Below are 20124 nucleotides of genomic sequence, written 5' to 3' on the forward strand. Positions count from 1 at the left end.
ATTCATTACTTGAATTATTCTTTACGTGGTTCACGAAATAAAACCACCCAGTGTTGAAAAAATAATGACTTGTTTCCCTTTTAGTTCAATCTCTCTTTCCTTTTTCATGCCCATACTAATTGCTACTTTTTGAGATGCTGAATTGCCAATTTGAATAAGGGATATTAACTTATTTAATGATAATTCTTTTTCACCATAAGCTCTCAATGCTTTCGCCACCTCTGTTGCATAACCCATCCCCCAAAAATTGGGTGCAATCCAATAGCCTATTTCGATTTGTTCTTCCTCAATAACTCTTTGAGGCACAAGACCGGCATGTCCGATTCGTTCGTTGGTTGCTTTTAATTCAATTATTTTCAATCCATATGCTTCATTCTTTTCATAAGACTCAAAAATCCAATTAAAAAAAATTCTAGCTTGTTCTTCGTTACGAGTTTCGCCGCTTCCAATGTACTGCATCACCTGTGCATTTGATAAAAGTGATTGTAAAAAATCAAAATCCGCTTCGTTATAATCTCTAAGTTTCAATCTTTTAGTTTCTAACATGATAAACCTCACTTTCTAAAACCCTTAGCAATCAACATATTTACATGGCATACGTTTTAACAAAAGTAAAAAGTCACTCATTTAAAAAATAAAACATGAGTGAGTCCAACGCTTAATTTTTCATCCAAGTAAGTAATCTCACAATTTGAAATGGGTCGTACAAAGTAATGATGAAACTAAAAAGGAAAACTGTTAGAACAGGTAAAAACTTTATTTTTCCTTGTTCTCTTTTGAACACAGCACCAAAACTTAACAATAAACTGATAAATAATAAACTGAATCCAGATATCATAAGAATCTCAAAGTTGGTTGAATAAATGTAAGAGGAACTTAATACAACAGCACCAATTACTGCAAAAATAATGGATAGTTTGCTAAACATTTAAAAGCTCCCTTCTGAAAAAATCAATTCAATTTCCAATTTATTCTAACAAACTTTTTTGTTGATTTCTTCTGAAAATTAAGAAAAAACGAATGTTTATTGAAAATATCTAATTATACAAGAGCATATGGTAATCCGCATGAAAATTAGAATTTAATTCATTTTAGGGCTCGTCACTAAAAGTTGTGGAAGACTAAATGCTCTTTTGTTCAAAAAAAGACCAAAATGATTCATTTCATCTTGGTCTCGTATTTAAATTGCAGGTTTATGAATCCAATAATGCAAAGAATTTAAAATAAGCTTTCCTGAAGGTACAGTTATTGGAAGGAGTATAATACTGTAAATGACGCCCCATATCATTGAATCTTCTAGATTAAAAGTATTTAAATTACCGCGCAATATCATTTCACTAATTAAAATACCCAATGTGCCGGTTAATAAGCTGACAATTAAAGTTACAAAGAAACTAATCAACCACATTTTTTTATTTGGGATATTCTTTTGAGTAGATAGATAATACCCCATTATGACCATGGATAGAATCATAGGAATAGAAAATGCTATATATACCCAACTTGCTCCCCAGTAGTTTATACGACCTCCTGCGAAAGTATCCCCTACACTATTAAAAAGGTATGGAATGAAAATTGAACAAAAAATTCCTATAGTAATTCCTTTTAAAACACCTTTAACTTTCATTCAAGCCTCTCCTTTTTCCCTTGTAAATTTTACCACGCTAATACATTTCCTATTCTAGAAATCATTTTTAATAATTGCAATATTTTTCACTAAAATATTATGGTAAAATATCTCTTTACTCTATAACCATTTAGAAAGAAGGAAAGATATGGCGCATAACAAAGAATACAAAAAAAACTAAGAAGGATTTTTGCCCGAAAGACGCTGCATTTGTATTCTCTTCTTTCACATTCGTTTGTGTAGCTATCATTTTCGCTTTAATAGTTTATGATGTATTCACAATACAAAATTTCCTATCAATCGATCAGCCATTCAGAATGGTAATGAGCGTAGTTCTCGCTTCATTTGCTTTGCTTATGTTTGGGATAATTTTAACATTGTTTTTTCCCTCGAAATATATTGATGAAACTAACAAAAACTATCAACACTATTCGTTATTAGGCATTTTTGCCTTTATGTTTACGGGTGCGTTATTTGAAGAAGTTTTATTTAGAGGAATTATTCAAAATTTGCTTTTTGTATTTATAGAACATCAGTGGACTGCAATTGTAATAACAACTTTACTGTTCTTAGGGATTCATATTCAATACTTCAAAAAGCCAATAATGCTAATAAATATAACCGTTCCAAGTTTGATTTTAGGCTGGATATATTTTGAAACAAACAATATTTTAGTACCAATTCTTGCACACTTTTTGATGAATTTAGGAATAACACTATTATTCAAGTACAATTTACTAAGTACTAAAAGGTAATTATCTACTATTTAAAACATCCCGTTTGAGGTCGTGTTGTAAAATGGAGATAAAGGTATTTAATTTTAAAAGCCAAACAAGCATTACCCCGTTCTAAATTTAGGATAGGCTAATGCTTGTCTAATTTTTGAAATAAGATATTTAACTACACTACAAAATATAACAATAGCCACGTTACTTCAATAATTTCTATGCTAATTTAAAGATAGTCCTTTATGTGTTTAGTCTAATTTATAAATATTCCTCAAAAAAATGTATCCTTAATTTTCTCTGGCTTTTTTACATAGCTTTCGATTATAAATCCACATTCTGTGCAAATAATGTATGCAACATCTGAGCCTAAACTCATTTTATTTTCTGGGTACATAACTCCATATCCACTATGCTTGCCTTTCCCTAGTTCCTTCCCACCACATTTTGGACATTCAATTACTTTCGTAGTATTCTTCAATTCGAAACCCTCCCCTTATATATGTGAGCCAACTATTTTTTTGATATATCCTACTATCTAATATTACGAATGAGCTGTAAATTGGTTCCATTTTAAGAGAATTCCATTTCACTTATAAATTTTTTACTAAACAATATAGAATGACTCACATGCTTTACACAATTTTATTGTCAACAAACAATTTTTTTATTTCACAGATGCTTTATTCTTTATGTCGTTTTACAACCGCTTCAACCACGCATTCGTATACTATTTGCAAGCCAATCTTCAACTCTTCATCTGTTGCATAAGCATATGATAATCGAATATGCTGGGCATCTTGCGGATCGTAAATATAGCCAGGGTTAATGAGGATTTGTCGCTGCAATAGTTTGGTAAACAATTCTTTATCAACGATTGGTTCATCAAACTTTAGCCAAATATAAAAGCCCCCTTTGGATTGACTCCAGCTAGCAATTTCCGTAAAACTCTCTTGCAATATCCCCTCAACAAAATTAGCTCTTCGTAATAATTCTTTTCGTAAACTCTTGATATGCTTTTCGTACTTTCCAGTTTGCAGCCAATGCAGTACAATTTCCTGTGAGATCGCGCTTGAACCATAATCTGTTTGCATTTTTATATCTGCTAACCGCTCAATCACAGTTGTTGGACCGATTAACCAGCCAATGCGGAGTCCTGGACTTAATGTTTTTGAGACACTTCCAATGTAAAGGACTTGCCCGCTATCATCAATTGATTTTATGGTAGAAGTTGCCGCTTCAAAGAGCAATTCGTGATAGACGTCATCCTCAATAATGGGAATGCGAGATTGTTTACACGCTTCATAAAGCTGTTTTTTTTCAAGCTCTGTCCACACTTCTCCAGTCGGATTGTTTAACGTAGGAACTGCATAATACACAGCCTGTCTTTTTCTTTTCCTTTGTACTAAGGTTTTTGCAAGCTGTTCATCACGATTAATCGGCATCATTTGCATCCCGACTGATTGAAATGGATGGACTGAATTTAAATAAGACGTTTGTTCCTGGAACACAATGGAACCCTGCTCAAGCAATCCAACAGCAATAAGTTGCAATGCCTGAAGTGCACCAGATACAATGCAAACATTTTGCGGCTTTGCATGGATTCCTCTTTTTTTCACATATTCGCAAATCGCTTCTCGAAGTTGTTTGCTGCCTTGTGATGAGGAATAACCTAAAGCTTTTGGCTGTAAGGAGAGCTCCTTTAACGATGCCTCAATTTCAGTAGTTGGCAATAGACTTGGTGCGAGCTCACCCGTACCTAATCGGATGACATCATCGCGCTGCTCGTATTCATTAATTAATTGTATGGTAAGATAATTCGGCTTATGGAGACTTGTGTCAATATAGGTTTGCCAATTTGGCTGTGTTTGTTTAATGAGCGAATGCCAAGAATTATGAGCTACATAAATACCTGATCCTACCTTTGCCTCCAATATTCCAGCCGCCTTTAACTCCTCTAATGCCTGCTGAACGGTACTACGATTTACCCCGAGCTGCATAGCAAGCTGTCTTTGTGTTGGCAGCTTTGTTCCTGCTACCCAATCTCCTCGTTCTATATGCTCCGTAATCCACGTCTCGATTTGTTGCTGTAATGTAATTTCGCCCTGTCTGCTTGGCTGCCAGTTCATATGTATCACCTCAAAATTGGATGGGTGAAAAACCAACCAATTGGTCGTTTTCTTTTAGTTATATCACAACTAGAATGATTAATGTAATGAAAGGAGGAATTTCATTGGAAGCATTTCTTCATGGAATGATTTTAGCATTTGGCCTTATTTTGCCCTTAGGCGTACAAAATGTCTTTATTTTTTCACAGGGTGCTACACAGCCACATCTAGCCCGAGCCTTGCCGGCCAGCATAACAGCTGCCATCTGTGATACGCTACTTATCATACTAGCTGTTTTTGGATTATCTCTGATCGTGCTACAATTTGAGTGGTTACGTATTACCTTAATGACTGTTGGTATACTTTTTTTACTTTATATGGGCTATTCAATTTGGCGTTCAAAACCGGCAACTACCGATCAAAACGAAGCACTCCCTGTCAAAAAACAAATTTTATTCGCACTCTCTGTATCACTCTTAAATCCACATGCCATTTTGGATACAATTGGCGTTATTGGGACGAGTGCTTTAAAATATAGCGGCACCGAACAAATTCTGTTTACTACTGCATGCGTTGTGATTTCTTGGTTATGGTTTTTAGGTCTTGCAGTCGTAGGAGCAGCATTTAAAAAACTTGATAACTCTGGAAAGCTAATGATTATTTTTAATAAATGTTCCGCTATCTTTATCTGGGCAACCGCTATTTATCTTTTCACTGGCTTACTGTAAATTTTGTTTACATAAAAACGCTCAGGATACCCAAATCTTTGGGTACCTGAGCGTTGCCTTCGTTTAAAGAGCGTTTGAGGGGGATTACTCGATTACTTCTTCTGCTGACCTGAGTAATATAGTTTTCACAGCTTAAAATATACGGTTACCTTTTCACCAAACACTTCCGTTTGCAAATACCGTTCACTTTTGCAGTCACTTACATAGTGAATATCTTTTAACAATACATTTGCTTTCAATAACGATTCGTGCCGCTGGATGATCGTTGTTACTTTGGAACTTCCAGCAATCGAAATTGATACATACTGTTCAACAGGAAGTTTCCATTTTTTCCGTGTATCTTGAATTGTCCGAATTAGTTCCCTAATTTGCCCTTCTTCAAGTAAGTTAGTTGTCAGCTGTACATTCAAAAGGACTCGACATGAAGCATCTTCGGCTAAGATGTAATGTTCCTTCACAATAGATTCAGTTAACACATGCGCTTTTAACAAGGTTACCTGTTCTCCATCGATCGTTAACGTAACTGACCCTGTTTGCTGTAATAAATTTTTCTCCGCCTCACTTAAATTCATTACGTTATCTTTTACTTTGTTCACTTTAGCTCCAAATGCTGCACCTGCTGTTTTAAAATTTAGCTTATATTGAACGGTTTCGTATGCTGAGAAATCATTTGTCCAAATGCATTCTTTCATATTTAATTCATCTTGAATGAGCTCGCTATACGGTTGATAATCAGTTAGCTCCCCATCAACAGAAACAATGATTGCACTTAAAGGCTGCTTCACCTTGATGCTTTGACTATTACGTATGCTTCGGCCAAGCTCTACAATTGTTAAAATATTGGCCATTTCTTTTTCAAGCTTAGCATTCACGAGTGCTTCGTTGTAGTGAGGGTAGTCTTGTAAATGCACACTTTTTCCAGATAATTGTCGATATAAATCCTCGGCAATAAACGGTGTAAATGGAGCTAATAATTGACAAATTGCTGTGAGTAATTCATACAGCGTACTAAAGGCTCCTCGTTTATCCTCTGACAGCCCATTTGCCCAAAATCTTGCTCTTGAGCGTCGGATGTACCAGTTACTTAGCTCTTCCACAAGCTTGCCAATTTCACGTGTTGCCTGTGTGAATTGATAAGCATCCATACAAGTTGTCACAAGCTGAATGGTATGATGTAAGCGAGACACGATCCAATCATCTAACTTTGAGCGTATGCCAGTATTGGTAGCATCGTACTGGAAGCCATCTATTTCTGCATAAAGCTGATAAAACTTGAACGTATGATCTAGCGTATCGACTAGCTTTGACTTCGCATCCATCACAATTTTCTTAGAAAAACGTTTAGGATTCCAAGGAGAACTATCTACTAAAAACGCCCATCTTAGAGCATCTGCCCCGTACTGTTGAATTAATTCAACTGGCTCTAATGCATTTCCTTTACTTTTCGACATTTTCTGTCCATGTTCATCTAAAACATGCCCTAATGAAAGGACATTTTTATAAGGTGCCTTTCCTGTAAATAAAGTAGAAACCGCTAATAAGCTATAGAAAAAGCCTCGTGTTTGATCGATACCTTCGATGACAACATCCGCTGGAAATTGATTGTTAAAAGTTTTAAGATTTCCAAAAGGATAATGTTGCTGAGCAAACGGCATGGAACCACTGTCAAACCATACATCAATCACTTCAGGTGTACGTTCCATATCACCATTGCAATTCGGACAAGTACAAACAACCTCATCGATATACGGCTTATGAAGTTCAATATCCTGTAAAGTGCCCTTTGCTAATTCTTTTAAGGCAGCAAGACTATTTGGTGCCTCTTCATGATGACAATCCTGACAAACCCACACATTAAGTGGCGTACCCCAATAGCGATGACGACTAATATTCCAGTCCACTAAGTTTTCTAAAAAGTTTCCAAATCGACCGTGTTTAATGTGCTCAGGATACCACGTTACTTGGTCATTATTTTCTAAAAGCTGGTCTTTTAATGCAGACATGTTGATAAACCAGCTGTCAGTTGCATAATAAAGCAATGGTGAATCACAGCGCCAGCAATGAGGATAGCTATGCTCATATTTCTCCTTATCAAACAATAGCTCCTTTTTAGCGAGCATTTTTATTATATCGACATCACAATCTTTTACAAATTTACCTGCAAGCTCTGGAACCTCTTCTGTATAGCAACCCTTTACATCAACAACATTGACAAACGATAGCCCATTTTGCTGAACCGTTTTATAATCGTCCTCCCCGTATGCAGGTGCGATATGGACGATTCCAGTTCCACTATGCTCTGTAACATAATCCGCTAGTACAACGACATACCCCTTCTCAACTGTTACATAGGAAAATGGTGGGGTGTACGATACACCTTCAAATTCACGCCCTTCATGTTCACTTAACACTTCAACAGAATCAGCAAAAACTTTATTCACTAGTGATTTTGCTAAAATATAGACTTTATCGTGCTGCTTCACTCGAACATACATGAGCTTAGGATTCATGGCTAATGCAACATTGGCAGGTAATGTCCATGGAGTCGTTGTCCAACCAAGAAAATATTCATCTTTACCCTTTAGCTTAAACATTGCTGTGACAGATAAATCCTTTACATCCTTATAGCCCTGTGCAACTTCATGAGAGCTTAATGATGTTTGACAGCTAGGGCAATATGGTGAGACACGATGCCCCTTATATAAAAGCTTTTCCTTGTGCACGTGACTTAAAATATGCCAAACGGATTCGATGTAGTCATTACTTAGCGTTAAATATGGGTCATCCATGTCAATCCAATAGCCAAGTTCTTCTGTAAAGGAACGCCACTTTTTCTCATAGGTAAAGACACTTCCTTTACACTCCTGAATGAATTGTTCAACACCATATTTTTCAATCTCTTGCTTCCCAGAGATACCTAGCTTTTTTTCCACACCGAGTTCCACAGGCAAACCATGTGTATCCCAGCCAGCTTTCCGTTCAACTAAATACCCTTGCATCGTTTTATAACGAGCCACGACATCCTTAATTGTTCTGCCAAATGCGTGACCTACATGTGGTAATCCATTTGCTGTTGGTGGGCCTTCGTAAAATACAAAGGGCTTATGACCAGCACGATTCGCAACAGATGCTTGGAACGTTTTTTCTTGTTCCCACAACTGGCGAATCCTCGTTTCCCTCTCTACAGCCGTTTCTTTTTTCTTTTCACCTTGCATGTAATTCCCTCCTATACAAATGTATAAAAGGCATACAAAAACCCCGTCCCAAGCAAGGGACGGGGTTAACCGCGAATACCACCCTAATTCTATTGAATCAACCGTTCAATAGCACTCAGCAACGTACAATCATACGTGTTCTTTTTAACGGTAGACACCCGGATTAGCTTACTATGTTCAGCCAATCTTCTCAGAGAGGATCTTCATGTATCATGTGCACACCGACTTCCACCATTATGTCGGCTCTCTGTAGAACAAAATGAAACACTACTCTTTCTCATCAACGAATTTGTATGCTTTTATTGTCACTCATCTTAACAAACTAAATTTTGTCTGTCAATAATTTCAAAGTACTAATATTGGTAGTAATTTCTTATAATTCATCGAGACATGCTTCGATGCATTTATGAAGTGCTGCGAACTTAGGCTTCCCATTTGTTTTAATATAAAAGCTTTTCACAAAGGATTTACAGTTAAAAACTAAAATTCTGTGATGCTGTACATCGAGCTGTTCTTTTTTTACTTTTAAAGTTGCAGGTAATTCTTGCAGTAATCTAATGATTTCTTGCTCCTCTAAACCATGCTCAAGCATTGTGAAGATAGGTACTAAAATCCGTTCATCTTCATTATGTATGAAAGCATGATTTTCTTGCAAAACGACGTTGTATAATGCGCTTACAATTTCACTATAAGAGGCTTTATTTAATTTCGGATTTTTCACCAATTCATCGATTGCATCAGCCATATGGGCAACACTATGAGCCCACCCTTTCACCGGCACGTAGCCTCTTACATCCTTTTCTGCCGCTAAATAAGCGAGTACTTTATCTTTACAATCAGCGATTTTCTTTTGGGATAAAAAATCGTCTGCGTTATCTCTAAATAATATGAGGGCGATCAATAGCGACGTAAATGTACGGGTAAAAACTAAATCTGATTCACTTTCTTCAATACCCTTACATAATATATTATTCAAAGAATCCTCTAAAAGCTCCGTTAAAAGTGCATGCTCTAGTAAGTTTTTTTCATGGATCAATTCATAAAACGATCCATAAATTAAGTTATCTCGTAGTTCACTATCTAGTGAGCCGATATGTAGCATCATTGATTGTACGAGATGTGTTTGGTCTTCTTGTTGCCACGTTTTATTTCCACTGCTTATATCTGTTAATATTTTTTTTAATTCAATTTCCTTCAGTAAGTTTTTATTTAGTATCATATTCGATCTTTCTCCCCATACCTTTTTGTTTTAGTAAGAACTTGCATAATCATCCTTTACTACTCCCCCTGATTATACAAATACTTACAATAATTGTACCATAATGCAAATGTAAAAACAGCTTTCTAAAAAAAAGCTAGACATTCTTGAAGCTTTTGAATGTCTAGCCTTGATTCATGGGTATTCTTCGAGTATTTCCATGCTATCTAAATCCGCAATCCTTATTATAGAATCAGCATTTTTCCTGGGATCCCTGCTATATTTAACTTCTACATAATCCCCAGGTGACAATGTTTTAGGAACATCAATTAATGGGAACCACGTACCATTACCATGTTTTTGTACGATTTCATCTATTGATAATTTCCCAATATTTGATTCATCAGCATGTGAAACGACTAAAAATTCATGTTCTTTGATTGCTACGACTGCCCCACGTTTTGAATAGATTCCTTTTTCGCCCACTGGAATATCATATTTTTCACGTAGGTATGCTATTTCTTGACTATAATGTTCTTCAAAATAGTTCAAAGCATCTCTTTCCACTAGGAAAAGTAGCATCATTCTTTCTACGTCTTTGTATTGATTTTTTTCCTGATCTAATAGTGAATTGATAGTAGTATATTTATAATTCATTGGTTTAGTGTATTGTTCAATATATTCTTCTTTTGTAAGATTCACCTTCTCCAATTGTTCAGTGAATTTCGCATTGTTCTCATTTATACTAAATTCAATCAATGTTTCAAGCTCTTTATCTATTTTTTCTTGAGTAGGTACTATCCCCTTTGATTGTGCGTAAGCATATAAAGATTCCAACTCTAAATAGGATTCAAATTCTAGTTTTTCATCAGACGTTAATATTGGATCCTTTTCCTCAGGATCTATTCCCAGAGAGAACTTTAATAACTTTTCATCAAAAACAATTGGTATACTTGCTGATTGCTCCTGACTTCCACTGAATTGGGTATACAAAAATATGCCAATACAAACTGTCAATATTATAGACATTACACTATACTGCCAACGCCAAGACCTTTTTTTCATCTCACGCTGTTCTAAATGCTGTACAACATTGGTCATAACACGTTTTTTGCTTTCGGTTAAATCCTTTAATACCCTCACATCGACTTTACTCATGCAGTAGGACCTCCCATTCAATATGCTGAAGCTTTGGCTTTAATAGCTCTCGTCCACGACGTAGCCTTGTTTTCACTGTACTCTCCGGGATACTTAAAAGCTCGGCAATTTCAATAACAGGCATTTCCTCAAAATAAAAATAGATGAGGACCTCACGTTGTTTTAATGGTAGTGCTAAGATGGCGTTTTCGATTAAAGTTTGTTCGTCTTGCTGCACTAGCATGTCCCTTCTCGTGACAGCCTGCTTGGCAAAAATCTTCTGTTTCACTTGTATTTTACGGTATGTCCAACTGCGTAAATAGTCTTTACTTTTGTTAATGACGAGCCTCGATAAATAGGCCCGTAATTCTCCTCTTTCTTCATAGTTTTGCTGATTATCGTAAAATTTAATAAATACATCTTGCACGATATCTTCGGCACTTTGTAAATCCTTGACGTAATAAAAGGCAAGTCGGATGAGCCTTTCTGTATGCTGCTGCATTATTTCTTCGAGTTCTTTAATTTCAAGCAACATCTCTCCCCCTCTCTGCCCTATAAACGGTGCTCATAGTATAGAGGTTTGCTTTTTTGTATTTTTTTAAATTAAATTCTTGATTTTGGGTTTTCGAGAATGTATGAATCGATGTGCTATGCTGTTCTCCTTCCTTATCCGAGCAAATAAGGGCTTTTCCTGAGCGTATCCCTTTGCTACCCGAGCAATTCCAGACTCATTCTTCTAAATTTTTATCGGAAAAAGGCGTAATGACCGTTTTTTCAGTTGAAGACAGCACAATATTCGTTGAAGGCGTTCCATAAGGCATCGCATCATCGATAAATTGCTCTAATGTTTCCACTGAATTAGTTGCAATTTTTACAATATAACTAATTTCCCCCGCTACCCGATAGCATTCAAGGACATCGGGATGTGCGTTACAAAAATCCGAAAGACTTTTACAATCAATTGATTTAAATAAAATAATAGCTTGAATATCACGATTGATCTTTTTTAAATTTACTTTTGCTCTATAACCTTCAATAATCCCCTGCTCTTCCAGTTTTCTTACACGTTCAATAACAGCTGGAGATGATAAATGAACCGTCGCCGCTAATTCCTTCATCGAGATTTTCGCATTTTGCTGTAATTGCTGTAAAATTTCAGTATCTATTTGGTCCATATGTATCCACCTTTTTTTATAAATTAGATTAATTAAAATTCCTTTTATTATAAAGCAAATCATTCAAATTACATTATACAGCTTCTGTAAATGTAAAGCTTTATTCACTACAATTAAACGTACAAAAGGAGGCAAAACAATATGAAAAAAATTTTATTACTATTAGCAAATGGATTTGAAGCTGTAGAAGCGAGTGTTTTTACAGATGTACTTGGCTGGAATAAGTGGGAAGGTGACGGCACAACAGAGGTCGTGACAGTAGGATTGCATCAGCAATTGCAATGTACATGGAACTTTAACGTTACCCCAGAAAAATTACTTCACGAAATTTCATTAGAGGACTTTGATGCTCTAGCGATTCCTGGAGGGTTTGAGGAAGCTGGCTTTTATGATGATGCCTTTAGTGAGGAATTTCAGGCAATTGTTCGTCATTTTGATGAACATAAAAAACCTATTGCTACGATTTGTGTAGCTTCCCTAATTCTAGGTCATAGCGGAATACTACATAATCGAAAAGCTACAACTTATAATCATCCAACTAGTAAACGATTAGGTCAGCTACAATCTTATGGTGCAGATATCGAGAATGAACGGATTGTTCAAACTGGGCATATTATTACATCTTCAAATCCTGGCACTGCATTCGACGTTGCATTCCGCTTACTGGAAATGCTGACCTCCGCGGAAAATACAAAAAAGGTAAAGGATTTAATGGGGTTTAACTCATAAAAAATTGAAGCTGTCTTAAGGCGTTTAGTTGAGACAGCTTCATTCTATTTAATTTGATATTAATTGATATAATTTCGCTCCAAATTCTTTATTTTTCGTAACCAATGAAATTGTTCTAGTTCTCCCAAAATTATTGATCGGTAAGGCAAAAAGCTGAAGATGACCGATATTTTTAGCCAGTAACTCTGGTACAATTGTAATCCCCATACCTGACGTTACAGCCCCAAAAATAAAATCGCCAAAGTTCACTTCACTTTTGATATTAGGCTTATAGCCAAGCGCTTGTATTTGTTCTACTATATCCTTCCTTGAATCACAAGGAGCTTGATGAACAATAAGCGGCTCCTCACACAATTCTTCCAGATCCACTGCTGTTCTTGAATTAAAACGATGATTCAACGGAAACACAGCATAGTAAGGCTCCGTAAACAACTCGCAACTCCACAAAGATTCTTCGGAATATTTCACATCCACAAAGACTGCATCAAGTCTACCTTTTTGTAAAGATTGCAACAGTTCATTTGAAGTATTTTGAATCATTAATGTTATAGGCCGATCTAGTTGCTTAAGTTCATTCATCTTGTTTGGCAAATAGTAAGTTGCTAAGCTAGGCAGACCACCAATTGCAATTGGGTTGCTCTGACTAAATTGCTGTAATTCTTCACGAATAGCTGTTATTTCAGTCAAAACTGGTGTAATGCGAGTGTAAAAACGTTCGCCAGCCTCAGTTAATTCAATACCAATGGATGTCCTAAGAAATAGCTCGATGCCAAGATTATTCTCTAAGTTTCGTATATGTTTACTTAGTGCCGGTTGAGAAAGATTAGTGATTTGAGCAGCTTTTGAAAAACTTTTCTGATTGGCTGCAGCAATAAAACTGTGTAACCATTCTACATTCATTATATTCCTCCACATCCTATAACGATTTGTTATACCCTTATAAAATAGTGATTGTTCCATATTCTTGTTTTTCTAGTAACCTATTAAATATAAAAGGTGCTTCGATTATAACATAACGTTATAGGTCGTCTATACTTAACATCTTTAATATTTTATGGAGGTTCAATATATGAAAAATGTTTTATTATTATCTTTCGGTATGTTTGCACTTGGCTTTGATGCCTATGTAATTGCAGGTCTTCTTCCAGGAATTAGCGATACGTATCAAAAAAGCACATCACAAGTCGGCCAAGCTGTGAGCATTTTTACATTATTTTACGCTATCTCAGCGCCGTTATTTTCTTCTTTACTCGCGGGAAAACCAATAAAAAAAATCTTAATATGGTCAATGCTTATCTTCACAATAGCGAATAGCATTACAGCTTTAGCACCGACCTTTTCTATTCTTCTACTATCGAGAGCAATTGCAGGGACAGGTGCTGGTTTATTTTCACCATTAGCTGTTGCGGCCTCTTCAAAGTTCGTTTCTAGTGAAAAGAGAGGGAGCGCTCTAGGGTTGACTATTGGAGGAATGAGTATGGGAACAGTGCTTGGCGTTCCCTTAGGCATCTATATATCAAACTTATTTGATTGGAAAGTAACACTTTGGCTATTAGTTATGATCGGTGTCATTGCTGTTTTATGTATGTATATTTTCCTGCCCGATTTTCCAACAATGCCTCCCCCTGCACTTAACGAACGACTAAAGATGTTCCTCGATAAAAGAGTAACTATAACTGTAGGTATAACATTTTTCGCCAGTGTTGCAAGCCTAGGATTGTATACATATCTATCTCCCCTATTAGAAGAAATAGCAAGCTCAAGTAACTTAACGATATATCTTTGGGCATGGGGATTCGGTGGACTGGTTGGAAGTATAATGATCGGTTACTTAATCGACTATTTCGGAAAACCAAAAACTTTGGTTACAATCATTTTATTTACTTTAACTTTATCCATAATTTGTTTACCATTAATGATTAACTTACCAATATTAAAGTACTTACCGTTCTTTGTCTGGGGAGCAATGGGGTGGGCATGTGTAGCCCCTCAACAACATATTTTACTATCATATCAGCCGAACAACGGGAGTTCGGCAGTGGCATTAAACAGTTCTGTAAATTATTTAGGCAGCGCAATTGGTGCAAGCTTAGGTGGAATTGTATTGTCCTTACAGATGGGAACTATAACATTGATTTATTTCGCCGTTATCTCTATGTCATTCGCAATTTGTTTACAGTTTTATAGTTTGAAGAACAAACAAATTTAGTATTTAAACTTGTTTAATAATTACGGTTCTAACTATGGATTTGATGATCCTATTCATCACTTTGATGGTTAGAATCGCTATTTCGTGTTTCTATCCTTCTTTTCAGGGTGAGGCTTTCCGTCGGTTTAGCCGTTCTTTCCGTCGCTCTGATGATTCTTTCCGTCACTTCGATGAGACCTTCCGTCGTTGGAGATTCTTTCCGTCGGTTTAGCCGTCCTTTCCGTCGTTTTGATGGTTCCATCCGTCGCTCTGACGATTCTTTCCGTCACTTCGATGAGACCTTCCGTCGTTGGAGATTCTTTCCGTCGGTTTAGCCGTTCTTTCCGTCGCTCTGATGATTCTTTCCGTCGCTCTGACGATTCTTTCCGTCACTTCGAAGGAACCTTCCGTCGTTGGAGATTCTTTCGTCGGTTTAGCCGTTCTTTCCGTCGTTTCGATGGTTCCATCCGTCGCTCTGATGATTCTTTCCACCACTTCAGCCACACTTTAAAGACCCTATCCGTCACTTTGGCGTTTCTATCCACGATTTCGGAGGTTCTATCCATCATTTCAGCAGTTCTATCCACGATTTCGGAGGTTCTATCCATCATTTCAGCAGTTCTATCCACGATTTCGGAGGTTCTATCCATCACTCATAGTTCTATTCGCCATTTCAGAAGTTCTATCCGCTACTTAATTGATTTCTATACTGACCTAGGATGGATAAAAAAACCACCTTCCCAGGAAATCGGTTTTATATTTTAATGATTACTCATCATCCAACAAAAAACAATTCCCTGAAAAGTTAAACACTGACAATAATTTCGCCAGTAGTCGCGTCAATATACCGGATAGGTGATCTAGTATGCCGATCACAAGCTTGATAGACAAGGTGATAGGACTCTTTGTCATCATCGTAATTTTTGTCCCAAGCCAATTGAAAATCGACATTTTCTAGAAATTGACGATACGCTTCTTCCATAGAAATAGCTGGAACTGTAGGAATTTGGCTAAGTTCATCCATATCAAAATTTGGTCCACTATAATAATCAATCTGACCTGTTGTACGATTCACAACGACGATAACCATATCAAGAATAGCTACACCTTGATTATGGGCATGGAATATAAATGTTTTTGATTTTCTTTCTTCCTCTTCCTCATCTTCTTGAATTAATCGTTGAAGATACGGATAGTAGTCAGGGATTATTTTCAGTAAAAAGTCTATTGCTATTTGATAACATGCTTCTTGACTAAGCTGTAGATTTCCTAAACGTTCATGCAGCCAACCAAAGCTTCGTATTTTACCAGTTTTCTTTGAAATCATAGCTTTTACTGTATCTTCTGACCGCATTTTAAAAAAGCTATTCATCGATAAATCTTTATCGCTCATCTCCCAATCCCGCTTACGCCACACAATCCCTATCTCTGGTCCCATGTCTACTTCTCGAATCAGCTCTAGTTCATCTGTTATGCCAATGATTGCTTCCTTCGTAAATTCTTTGGCAATTAAGTTAGTTGGCAAAGGAGGAAGAGCAGCATAACTTTCAGGCTCATTTTCATCATGAATAATCGTTAATGATGGTTCTAGAGAATCTGCATGATACTTAAAAATTGAATTTACTTCATAAACTAGATAAAGTCCGTCTTTCTTCACATTGTAAACATCATGACTTAGATTTGTAATTACTAGTTGAAGCATTAATGTTTTTCGTACATGCTCCATTAAAGCTTCCTTCGAAACTAGCTTTGAAGGGATTGTAGGACTTATTTTCACTCCGTTGTATCTAAATCGAACAATATTTCCTAATGCATCAACATCTATATAACAACCAGCATGTTCTAACGGTAAATCCATGAAAATTTGTTCAAAATAAAAACGATCCACTCTAGATAGTTCTTTAGCTTTTGAAAACGTTAAATCTCCCAGAGCAGATGGATAATGACTAAGTAAAAATTGTTCGGCACTTTTTCTTTTTTCATCAATAGATAAAGAATCAGCCTCAGCAACAGAATCATTTCTTTCAATTGATAAGTATATGAGGTTTCCAGTGCAATCTAATTCTACAGTCATACTTTCATCTTGTTGTTCATTTACCCACGAAAACATCACAATTTTATCTTCTGAATACTCTTCTATCATTAGTTTATAATGACTTGTTAATGGAACCATTGATAAAGCCCGTTCTTTTAGTTCACCTTTGCAAAACAAAGCCCCCCAATACGAATTTTTTCTATGTATAGACAAAAACCGACCTCCTAAGAGATCGGTTTTTATATTTAAATGATTACTCAGCAGCTTTTGCGCGAAGAACCATTTGTAGGATACCACCATGACGGTAGTAGTCTACTTCTACTTCTGAGTCGAAACGAGCTAAAGCTTGGAAAGTTTTAACTGAACCGTCTTCAGATTTAGCAGTAACTGTTAAGATTTCACGTGGTTTTACGCTGTCAGTAATGTTAACAGAGATTTCTTCTTTACCAGTTAAGCCTAAAGTTTCAGCTGATTCACCTGGCATGAATTGAAGTGGAAGAACACCCATCATTACTAAGTTAGAACGGTGGATACGCTCGTAAGATTGTGCGATAACAGTTTTCACGCCAAGTAGGAATGTACCTTTCGCAGCCCAGTCACGAGAAGAACCCATACCGTAGTCGTTACCAGCAAGTACTACTAAGCCAGTACCTTGCTCTTGGTATTTCATACATGCGTCATAGATGTACTCTACTTCGCCTGTTGGCCAGTAAGTAGTGAATCCACCCTCTGTACCAGGAGCAACTTGGTTACGGATACGGATGTTTGCAAATGTACCACGCATCATAACTTCGTGGTTACCACGACGAGAACCGTATGAGTTGAAGTCACGGATTGCAACACCGTTTTCGATTAAATATTTACCTGCAGGTGTATCTTTACCGATTGCACCAGCTGGAGAAATATGGTCAGTTGTAATTGAGTCACCGAACTTCGCCATAATGCGTAAGCCTTCTAAGCCTTTAATAGCTTCTGGCTCTTTCGCAAGACCTTGGAAGAATGGTGGGTTTTGGATGTAAGTTGATTTATCATCAAATGTGTATAGAGACTCAGTTGATGTTTCAATTGCATTCCATTTTTCGTTCGCTGTGAATACAGTTTCGTATTCTTTTTGGAATAATTCACGGTTAACTACAGTACCTAATACAGCGTTAACTTCTTCAGTTGTAGGCCAGATATCAGCGAAGAATACTTCGTTGCCATCTTTGTCTTTACCGAATGAATCTTTTTGTAGGTCAACATCCACAGTACCAGCAAGTGCATAAGCAACAACAAGTGGTGGTGAAGCTAAGTAGTTAGCTTTTACAAGTGGGTGTACGCGACCTTCGAAGTTACGGTTACCAGAAAGAACTGATGTTACGAATAAGTCGTTATCTTTGATAGCATCTTCGATTTCAGGAAGTAATGGACCTGAGTTACCGATACATGTTGTACAACCGTAACCTACAGTGTTGAAGCCGATTTGGTCAAGGTATGTTTGTAAACCTGAATCTTCAAGGTAACCAGTTACTACTTTAGAACCTGGTGCTAAAGAAGTTTTTACCCATTTAGGCACTGTTAGGCCTTTTTCTACAGCTTTTTTCGCAACTAAACCAGCAGCGATTAATACGTATGGGTTAGATGTATTTGTACAAGAAGTGATGGCAGCGATTGCTACAGCACCTGTTGGGATTTCTACATCACCTTCAGCAAATTTAGCTACAGATGTTTTAGCGAATTCAGCATCAGTTAAACCGAAACCTTGTGTACCTTGTGGTGCCACTACTGCTTCTTTGTAACGAGTACGCATTTGAGATAGTGGAATTAAGTCTTGTGGACGTTTTGGACCAGAAAGGTTTGGTTCGATTTCAGCTAAGTTTACTTCTAATACGTCAGTGTAAACTGGCTCTAAAGTTGGATCGAAGAACATGTGGTTAGCTTTTAAGTAAGATTCTACAACCGCGATGTGCTCTTCGTCACGACCAGTTAAACGCATGTAGTTTAATGATTCTTCGTCAATTGCGAAGAAACCACATGTAGCACCATATTCAGGAGCCATGTTAGAGATTGTCGCACGGTCAGCTAGTGGTAATTTAGTTACGCCAGGTCCGAAGAACTCAACGAATTTACCAACTACGCCACGTTGACGTAATACTTGAGTTACTTTTAATGCTAAGTCAGTAGCAGTAGTTCCGTTTGGAAGATCGCCAACTAATTTAACACCGATAACTTCTGGGATTGGGAAGTATGAAGGTTGACCAAGCATACCTGCTTCAGCTTCGATACCACCAACGCCCCATCCAAGAACGCCGATACCGTTGATCATTGTTGTATGTGAGTCAGTACCTACTACTGAGTCTGGGAATGTTTCGAATGTACCGTCTGTATTTTCGTTTACGTGTACAACTGGAGCTAAATACTCTAAGTTTACTTGGTGAACGATACCAGTTGCTGGTGGTACAGCACGGAAGTTGTTGTAAGCAGTTTGAGCCCATTTTAAGAAGTTATAACGCTCAGCGTTACGTTCGAATTCAAGGTCCATGTTTGCTGCTAATGCAGATGCATTACCGTATTTGTCAACTTGTACTGAGTGGTCAATTACAAGGTCAACTGGAATAGCAGGGTTGATTTTGCTTGGGTCGCCGCCCATTTCTTTCATTGCTGAACGAAGAGATGCAAGGTCAACTACTACTGGTACACCAGTAAAGTCTTGTAATACAACGCGAGAAGGTTTGAATGGTACTTCTGCTTCTGGATCTGCACCGTTACCCCATTTTGCTAATTCGTTTACGTGCTCTTCTTTGATAACATATGCATCATATTGACGTAAAACAGATTCTAATAATACTTTGATTGAGTAAGGAAGGTTTGAAACTTTTGCAACGCCAGCTTTTTCAATCGCAGCTAAGTCATAATAATTATAAGTTTTACCATTAACTTCGAATGATGCGCGGCTGTTGTGTAAATTACCTTGTGCCATTTGCGGATCCCCCTAAATATCTTTTTGAAAAGGCCTATTTAAAAAAATTAAAGCATCTTTTCTCCAATACCCATGATAACGCATTAATATTCATAAGTAAATTACATTAATATTATCTTTTTCAATAAGTAATTCTTATGACCTTAATTTCTAATCTAATGCATTTGATTTTTAGTTGTGCATAATATGAAGGTTTTGCTAAAAGGATATTTTTATACATTTGAATGTGAATGTTTTTAACTGGCGTTTCTGAATGGACCGTCTATTTTACGGGTTCTTTGTTAATTATTTTACTACGAC

At 36.8% G+C, this 20124-nt stretch carries 18 protein-coding genes and 1 other annotated feature; of the genes, 6 read left to right on the forward strand and 12 right to left on the reverse strand.

Annotated features, from left to right (window positions below; genetic code table 11):
* Positions 1-30: 30 nt before the first annotated feature.
* Positions 31-546: a GNAT family N-acetyltransferase gene (locus AB9L17_RS12930; protein WP_375199201.1), complete on the reverse strand. Its 516-nt coding sequence runs from the start codon at positions 544-546 to the stop codon at positions 31-33.
* Between the two features lie 634 nt (positions 547-1180).
* A complete protein-coding gene (locus tag AB9L17_RS12935; protein WP_223554201.1) occupies positions 1181-1627 on the reverse strand; it encodes a hypothetical protein in 447 nt (148 codons plus the stop codon).
* Positions 1628-1782: 155 nt separating this feature from the next.
* On the opposite strand from AB9L17_RS12935, the gene AB9L17_RS12940 reads away from it, so the two are divergent.
* A complete protein-coding gene (locus AB9L17_RS12940) occupies positions 1783-2382 on the forward strand; it encodes a CPBP family intramembrane glutamic endopeptidase (protein ID WP_375200793.1) in 600 nt (199 codons plus the stop codon).
* Between the two features lie 244 nt (positions 2383-2626).
* Here AB9L17_RS12940 and AB9L17_RS12945 read toward each other — a convergent pair whose 3' ends face one another.
* Together AB9L17_RS12945 and AB9L17_RS12950 are read right to left on the reverse strand one after the other, a co-directional pair.
* On the reverse strand, positions 2627-2833 hold the full coding sequence (locus tag AB9L17_RS12945) for a transcription initiation factor TFIIIB (protein WP_375199202.1): 207 nt from the start codon (positions 2831-2833) through the stop codon (positions 2627-2629).
* A gap of 202 nt (positions 2834-3035) precedes the next feature.
* Entirely contained in the window at positions 3036-4481 is a 1446-nt protein-coding gene (locus AB9L17_RS12950; protein ID WP_375199203.1) for a PLP-dependent aminotransferase family protein, read from the reverse strand.
* A gap of 104 nt (positions 4482-4585) precedes the next feature.
* Between AB9L17_RS12950 and AB9L17_RS12955 the strand changes: the two genes are divergently transcribed.
* Positions 4586-5188, forward strand: coding sequence for a LysE/ArgO family amino acid transporter (locus tag AB9L17_RS12955; RefSeq protein ID WP_375199204.1), 603 nt, complete (start codon positions 4586-4588; stop codon positions 5186-5188).
* A gap of 125 nt (positions 5189-5313) precedes the next feature.
* On the opposite strand, the gene ileS is transcribed toward AB9L17_RS12955, so the two are convergent.
* The 5 genes from ileS to AB9L17_RS12980 all read right to left on the reverse strand — a co-directional run bounded on the left by ileS (position 5314) and on the right by AB9L17_RS12980 (position 11913).
* Positions 5314-8403 (reverse strand): isoleucine--tRNA ligase, encoded by a 3090-nt coding sequence (gene ileS, locus AB9L17_RS12960; RefSeq protein WP_375199205.1) that lies wholly within the window; start codon positions 8401-8403, stop codon positions 5314-5316.
* A 52-nt stretch (positions 8404-8455) separates the two neighbouring features.
* Positions 8456-8696, reverse strand: a binding site (T-box leader).
* An 80-nt stretch (positions 8697-8776) separates the two neighbouring features.
* The gene (locus AB9L17_RS12965; protein ID WP_375199206.1) at positions 8777-9622 is read right to left on the reverse strand and encodes a DUF2785 domain-containing protein; all 846 of its coding nucleotides are present in this window, start codon (positions 9620-9622) and stop codon (positions 8777-8779) included.
* A gap of 174 nt (positions 9623-9796) precedes the next feature.
* Entirely contained in the window at positions 9797-10759 is a 963-nt protein-coding gene (locus AB9L17_RS12970; protein ID WP_375199207.1) for a hypothetical protein, read from the reverse strand.
* Positions 10752-11270 (reverse strand): sigma-70 family RNA polymerase sigma factor, encoded by a 519-nt coding sequence (locus AB9L17_RS12975; RefSeq protein WP_223554214.1) that lies wholly within the window; start codon positions 11268-11270, stop codon positions 10752-10754. The genes AB9L17_RS12970 and AB9L17_RS12975 overlap by 8 nt, the downstream gene beginning before the upstream one ends.
* 196 nt (positions 11271-11466) lie before the next feature.
* Entirely contained in the window at positions 11467-11913 is a 447-nt protein-coding gene (locus tag AB9L17_RS12980; RefSeq protein WP_068984363.1) for an Lrp/AsnC family transcriptional regulator, read from the reverse strand.
* 141 nt (positions 11914-12054) lie between these two features.
* On the opposite strand from AB9L17_RS12980, the gene AB9L17_RS12985 reads away from it, so the two are divergent.
* A complete protein-coding gene (locus tag AB9L17_RS12985; protein WP_068984364.1) occupies positions 12055-12642 on the forward strand; it encodes a DJ-1/PfpI family protein in 588 nt (195 codons plus the stop codon).
* Positions 12643-12690: 48 nt separating this feature from the next.
* On the opposite strand, the gene AB9L17_RS12990 is transcribed toward AB9L17_RS12985, so the two are convergent.
* A complete protein-coding gene (locus AB9L17_RS12990; protein ID WP_375199208.1) occupies positions 12691-13542 on the reverse strand; it encodes a LysR family transcriptional regulator in 852 nt (283 codons plus the stop codon).
* A 169-nt stretch (positions 13543-13711) separates the two neighbouring features.
* Here AB9L17_RS12990 and AB9L17_RS12995 point away from each other — a divergent pair, with 169 nt between their 5' ends.
* The 3 genes from AB9L17_RS12995 to AB9L17_RS13005 are packed head-to-tail and all read left to right on the forward strand — an operon-like array spanning position 13712 to position 15595.
* Complete coding sequence (locus AB9L17_RS12995) at positions 13712-14851, forward strand: MFS transporter (protein ID WP_375199209.1); 1140 nt, start codon at positions 13712-13714, stop codon at positions 14849-14851.
* Between the two features lie 34 nt (positions 14852-14885).
* On the forward strand, positions 14886-15062 hold the full coding sequence (locus AB9L17_RS13000; protein ID WP_375199210.1) for a hypothetical protein: 177 nt from the start codon (positions 14886-14888) through the stop codon (positions 15060-15062).
* Positions 15038-15595, forward strand: a complete 558-nt coding sequence (locus tag AB9L17_RS13005) for a hypothetical protein (protein WP_375199211.1) — start codon at positions 15038-15040, stop codon at positions 15593-15595. The genes AB9L17_RS13000 and AB9L17_RS13005 overlap by 25 nt, the downstream gene beginning before the upstream one ends.
* 40 nt (positions 15596-15635) lie before the next feature.
* On the opposite strand, the gene AB9L17_RS13010 is transcribed toward AB9L17_RS13005, so the two are convergent.
* Both AB9L17_RS13010 and acnA read right to left on the reverse strand, forming a co-directional pair.
* The gene (locus AB9L17_RS13010; RefSeq protein ID WP_375199212.1) at positions 15636-17078 is read right to left on the reverse strand and encodes a YcdB/YcdC domain-containing protein; all 1443 of its coding nucleotides are present in this window, start codon (positions 17076-17078) and stop codon (positions 15636-15638) included.
* Positions 17079-17118: 40 nt separating this feature from the next.
* Positions 17119-19824 (reverse strand): aconitate hydratase AcnA, encoded by a 2706-nt coding sequence (acnA, locus tag AB9L17_RS13015; protein ID WP_375199213.1) that lies wholly within the window; start codon positions 19822-19824, stop codon positions 17119-17121.
* Positions 19825-20124: the final 300 nt, after the last annotated feature.

Origin of the sequence: Lysinibacillus sp. RS11, assembly GCF_042019215.1 — a bacterium.
GTDB lineage: Bacteria > Bacillota > Bacilli > Bacillales_A > Planococcaceae > Lysinibacillus > Lysinibacillus xylanilyticus_A.

Excerpts from the sequence above, each read along its gene's own strand:
- AB9L17_RS12930 (WP_375199201.1), bottom strand. The coding sequence starts at position 546 with ATGTTAGAAACTAAAAGATTGAAACTTAGAGATTATAACGAAGCGGAT.
- AB9L17_RS12935 (WP_223554201.1), bottom strand. The coding sequence starts at position 1,627 with ATGAAAGTTAAAGGTGTTTTAAAAGGAATTACTATAGGAATTTTTTGT.
- AB9L17_RS12950 (WP_375199203.1), bottom strand. The coding sequence starts at position 4,481 with ATGAACTGGCAGCCAAGCAGACAGGGCGAAATTACATTACAGCAACAA.
- ileS (WP_375199205.1), bottom strand. The coding sequence starts at position 8,403 with ATGCAAGGTGAAAAGAAAAAAGAAACGGCTGTAGAGAGGGAAACGAGG.
- AB9L17_RS12965 (WP_375199206.1), bottom strand. The coding sequence starts at position 9,622 with ATGATACTAAATAAAAACTTACTGAAGGAAATTGAATTAAAAAAAATA.
- AB9L17_RS12970 (WP_375199207.1), bottom strand. The coding sequence starts at position 10,759 with ATGAGTAAAGTCGATGTGAGGGTATTAAAGGATTTAACCGAAAGCAAA.
- AB9L17_RS12980 (WP_068984363.1), bottom strand. The coding sequence starts at position 11,913 with ATGGACCAAATAGATACTGAAATTTTACAGCAATTACAGCAAAATGCG.
- AB9L17_RS12985 (WP_068984364.1), top strand. The coding sequence starts at position 12,055 with ATGAAAAAAATTTTATTACTATTAGCAAATGGATTTGAAGCTGTAGAA.
- AB9L17_RS12990 (WP_375199208.1), bottom strand. The coding sequence starts at position 13,542 with ATGAATGTAGAATGGTTACACAGTTTTATTGCTGCAGCCAATCAGAAA.
- AB9L17_RS12995 (WP_375199209.1), top strand. The coding sequence starts at position 13,712 with ATGAAAAATGTTTTATTATTATCTTTCGGTATGTTTGCACTTGGCTTT.
- AB9L17_RS13000 (WP_375199210.1), top strand. The coding sequence starts at position 14,886 with ATGGATTTGATGATCCTATTCATCACTTTGATGGTTAGAATCGCTATT.
- acnA (WP_375199213.1), bottom strand. The coding sequence starts at position 19,824 with ATGGCACAAGGTAATTTACACAACAGCCGCGCATCATTCGAAGTTAAT.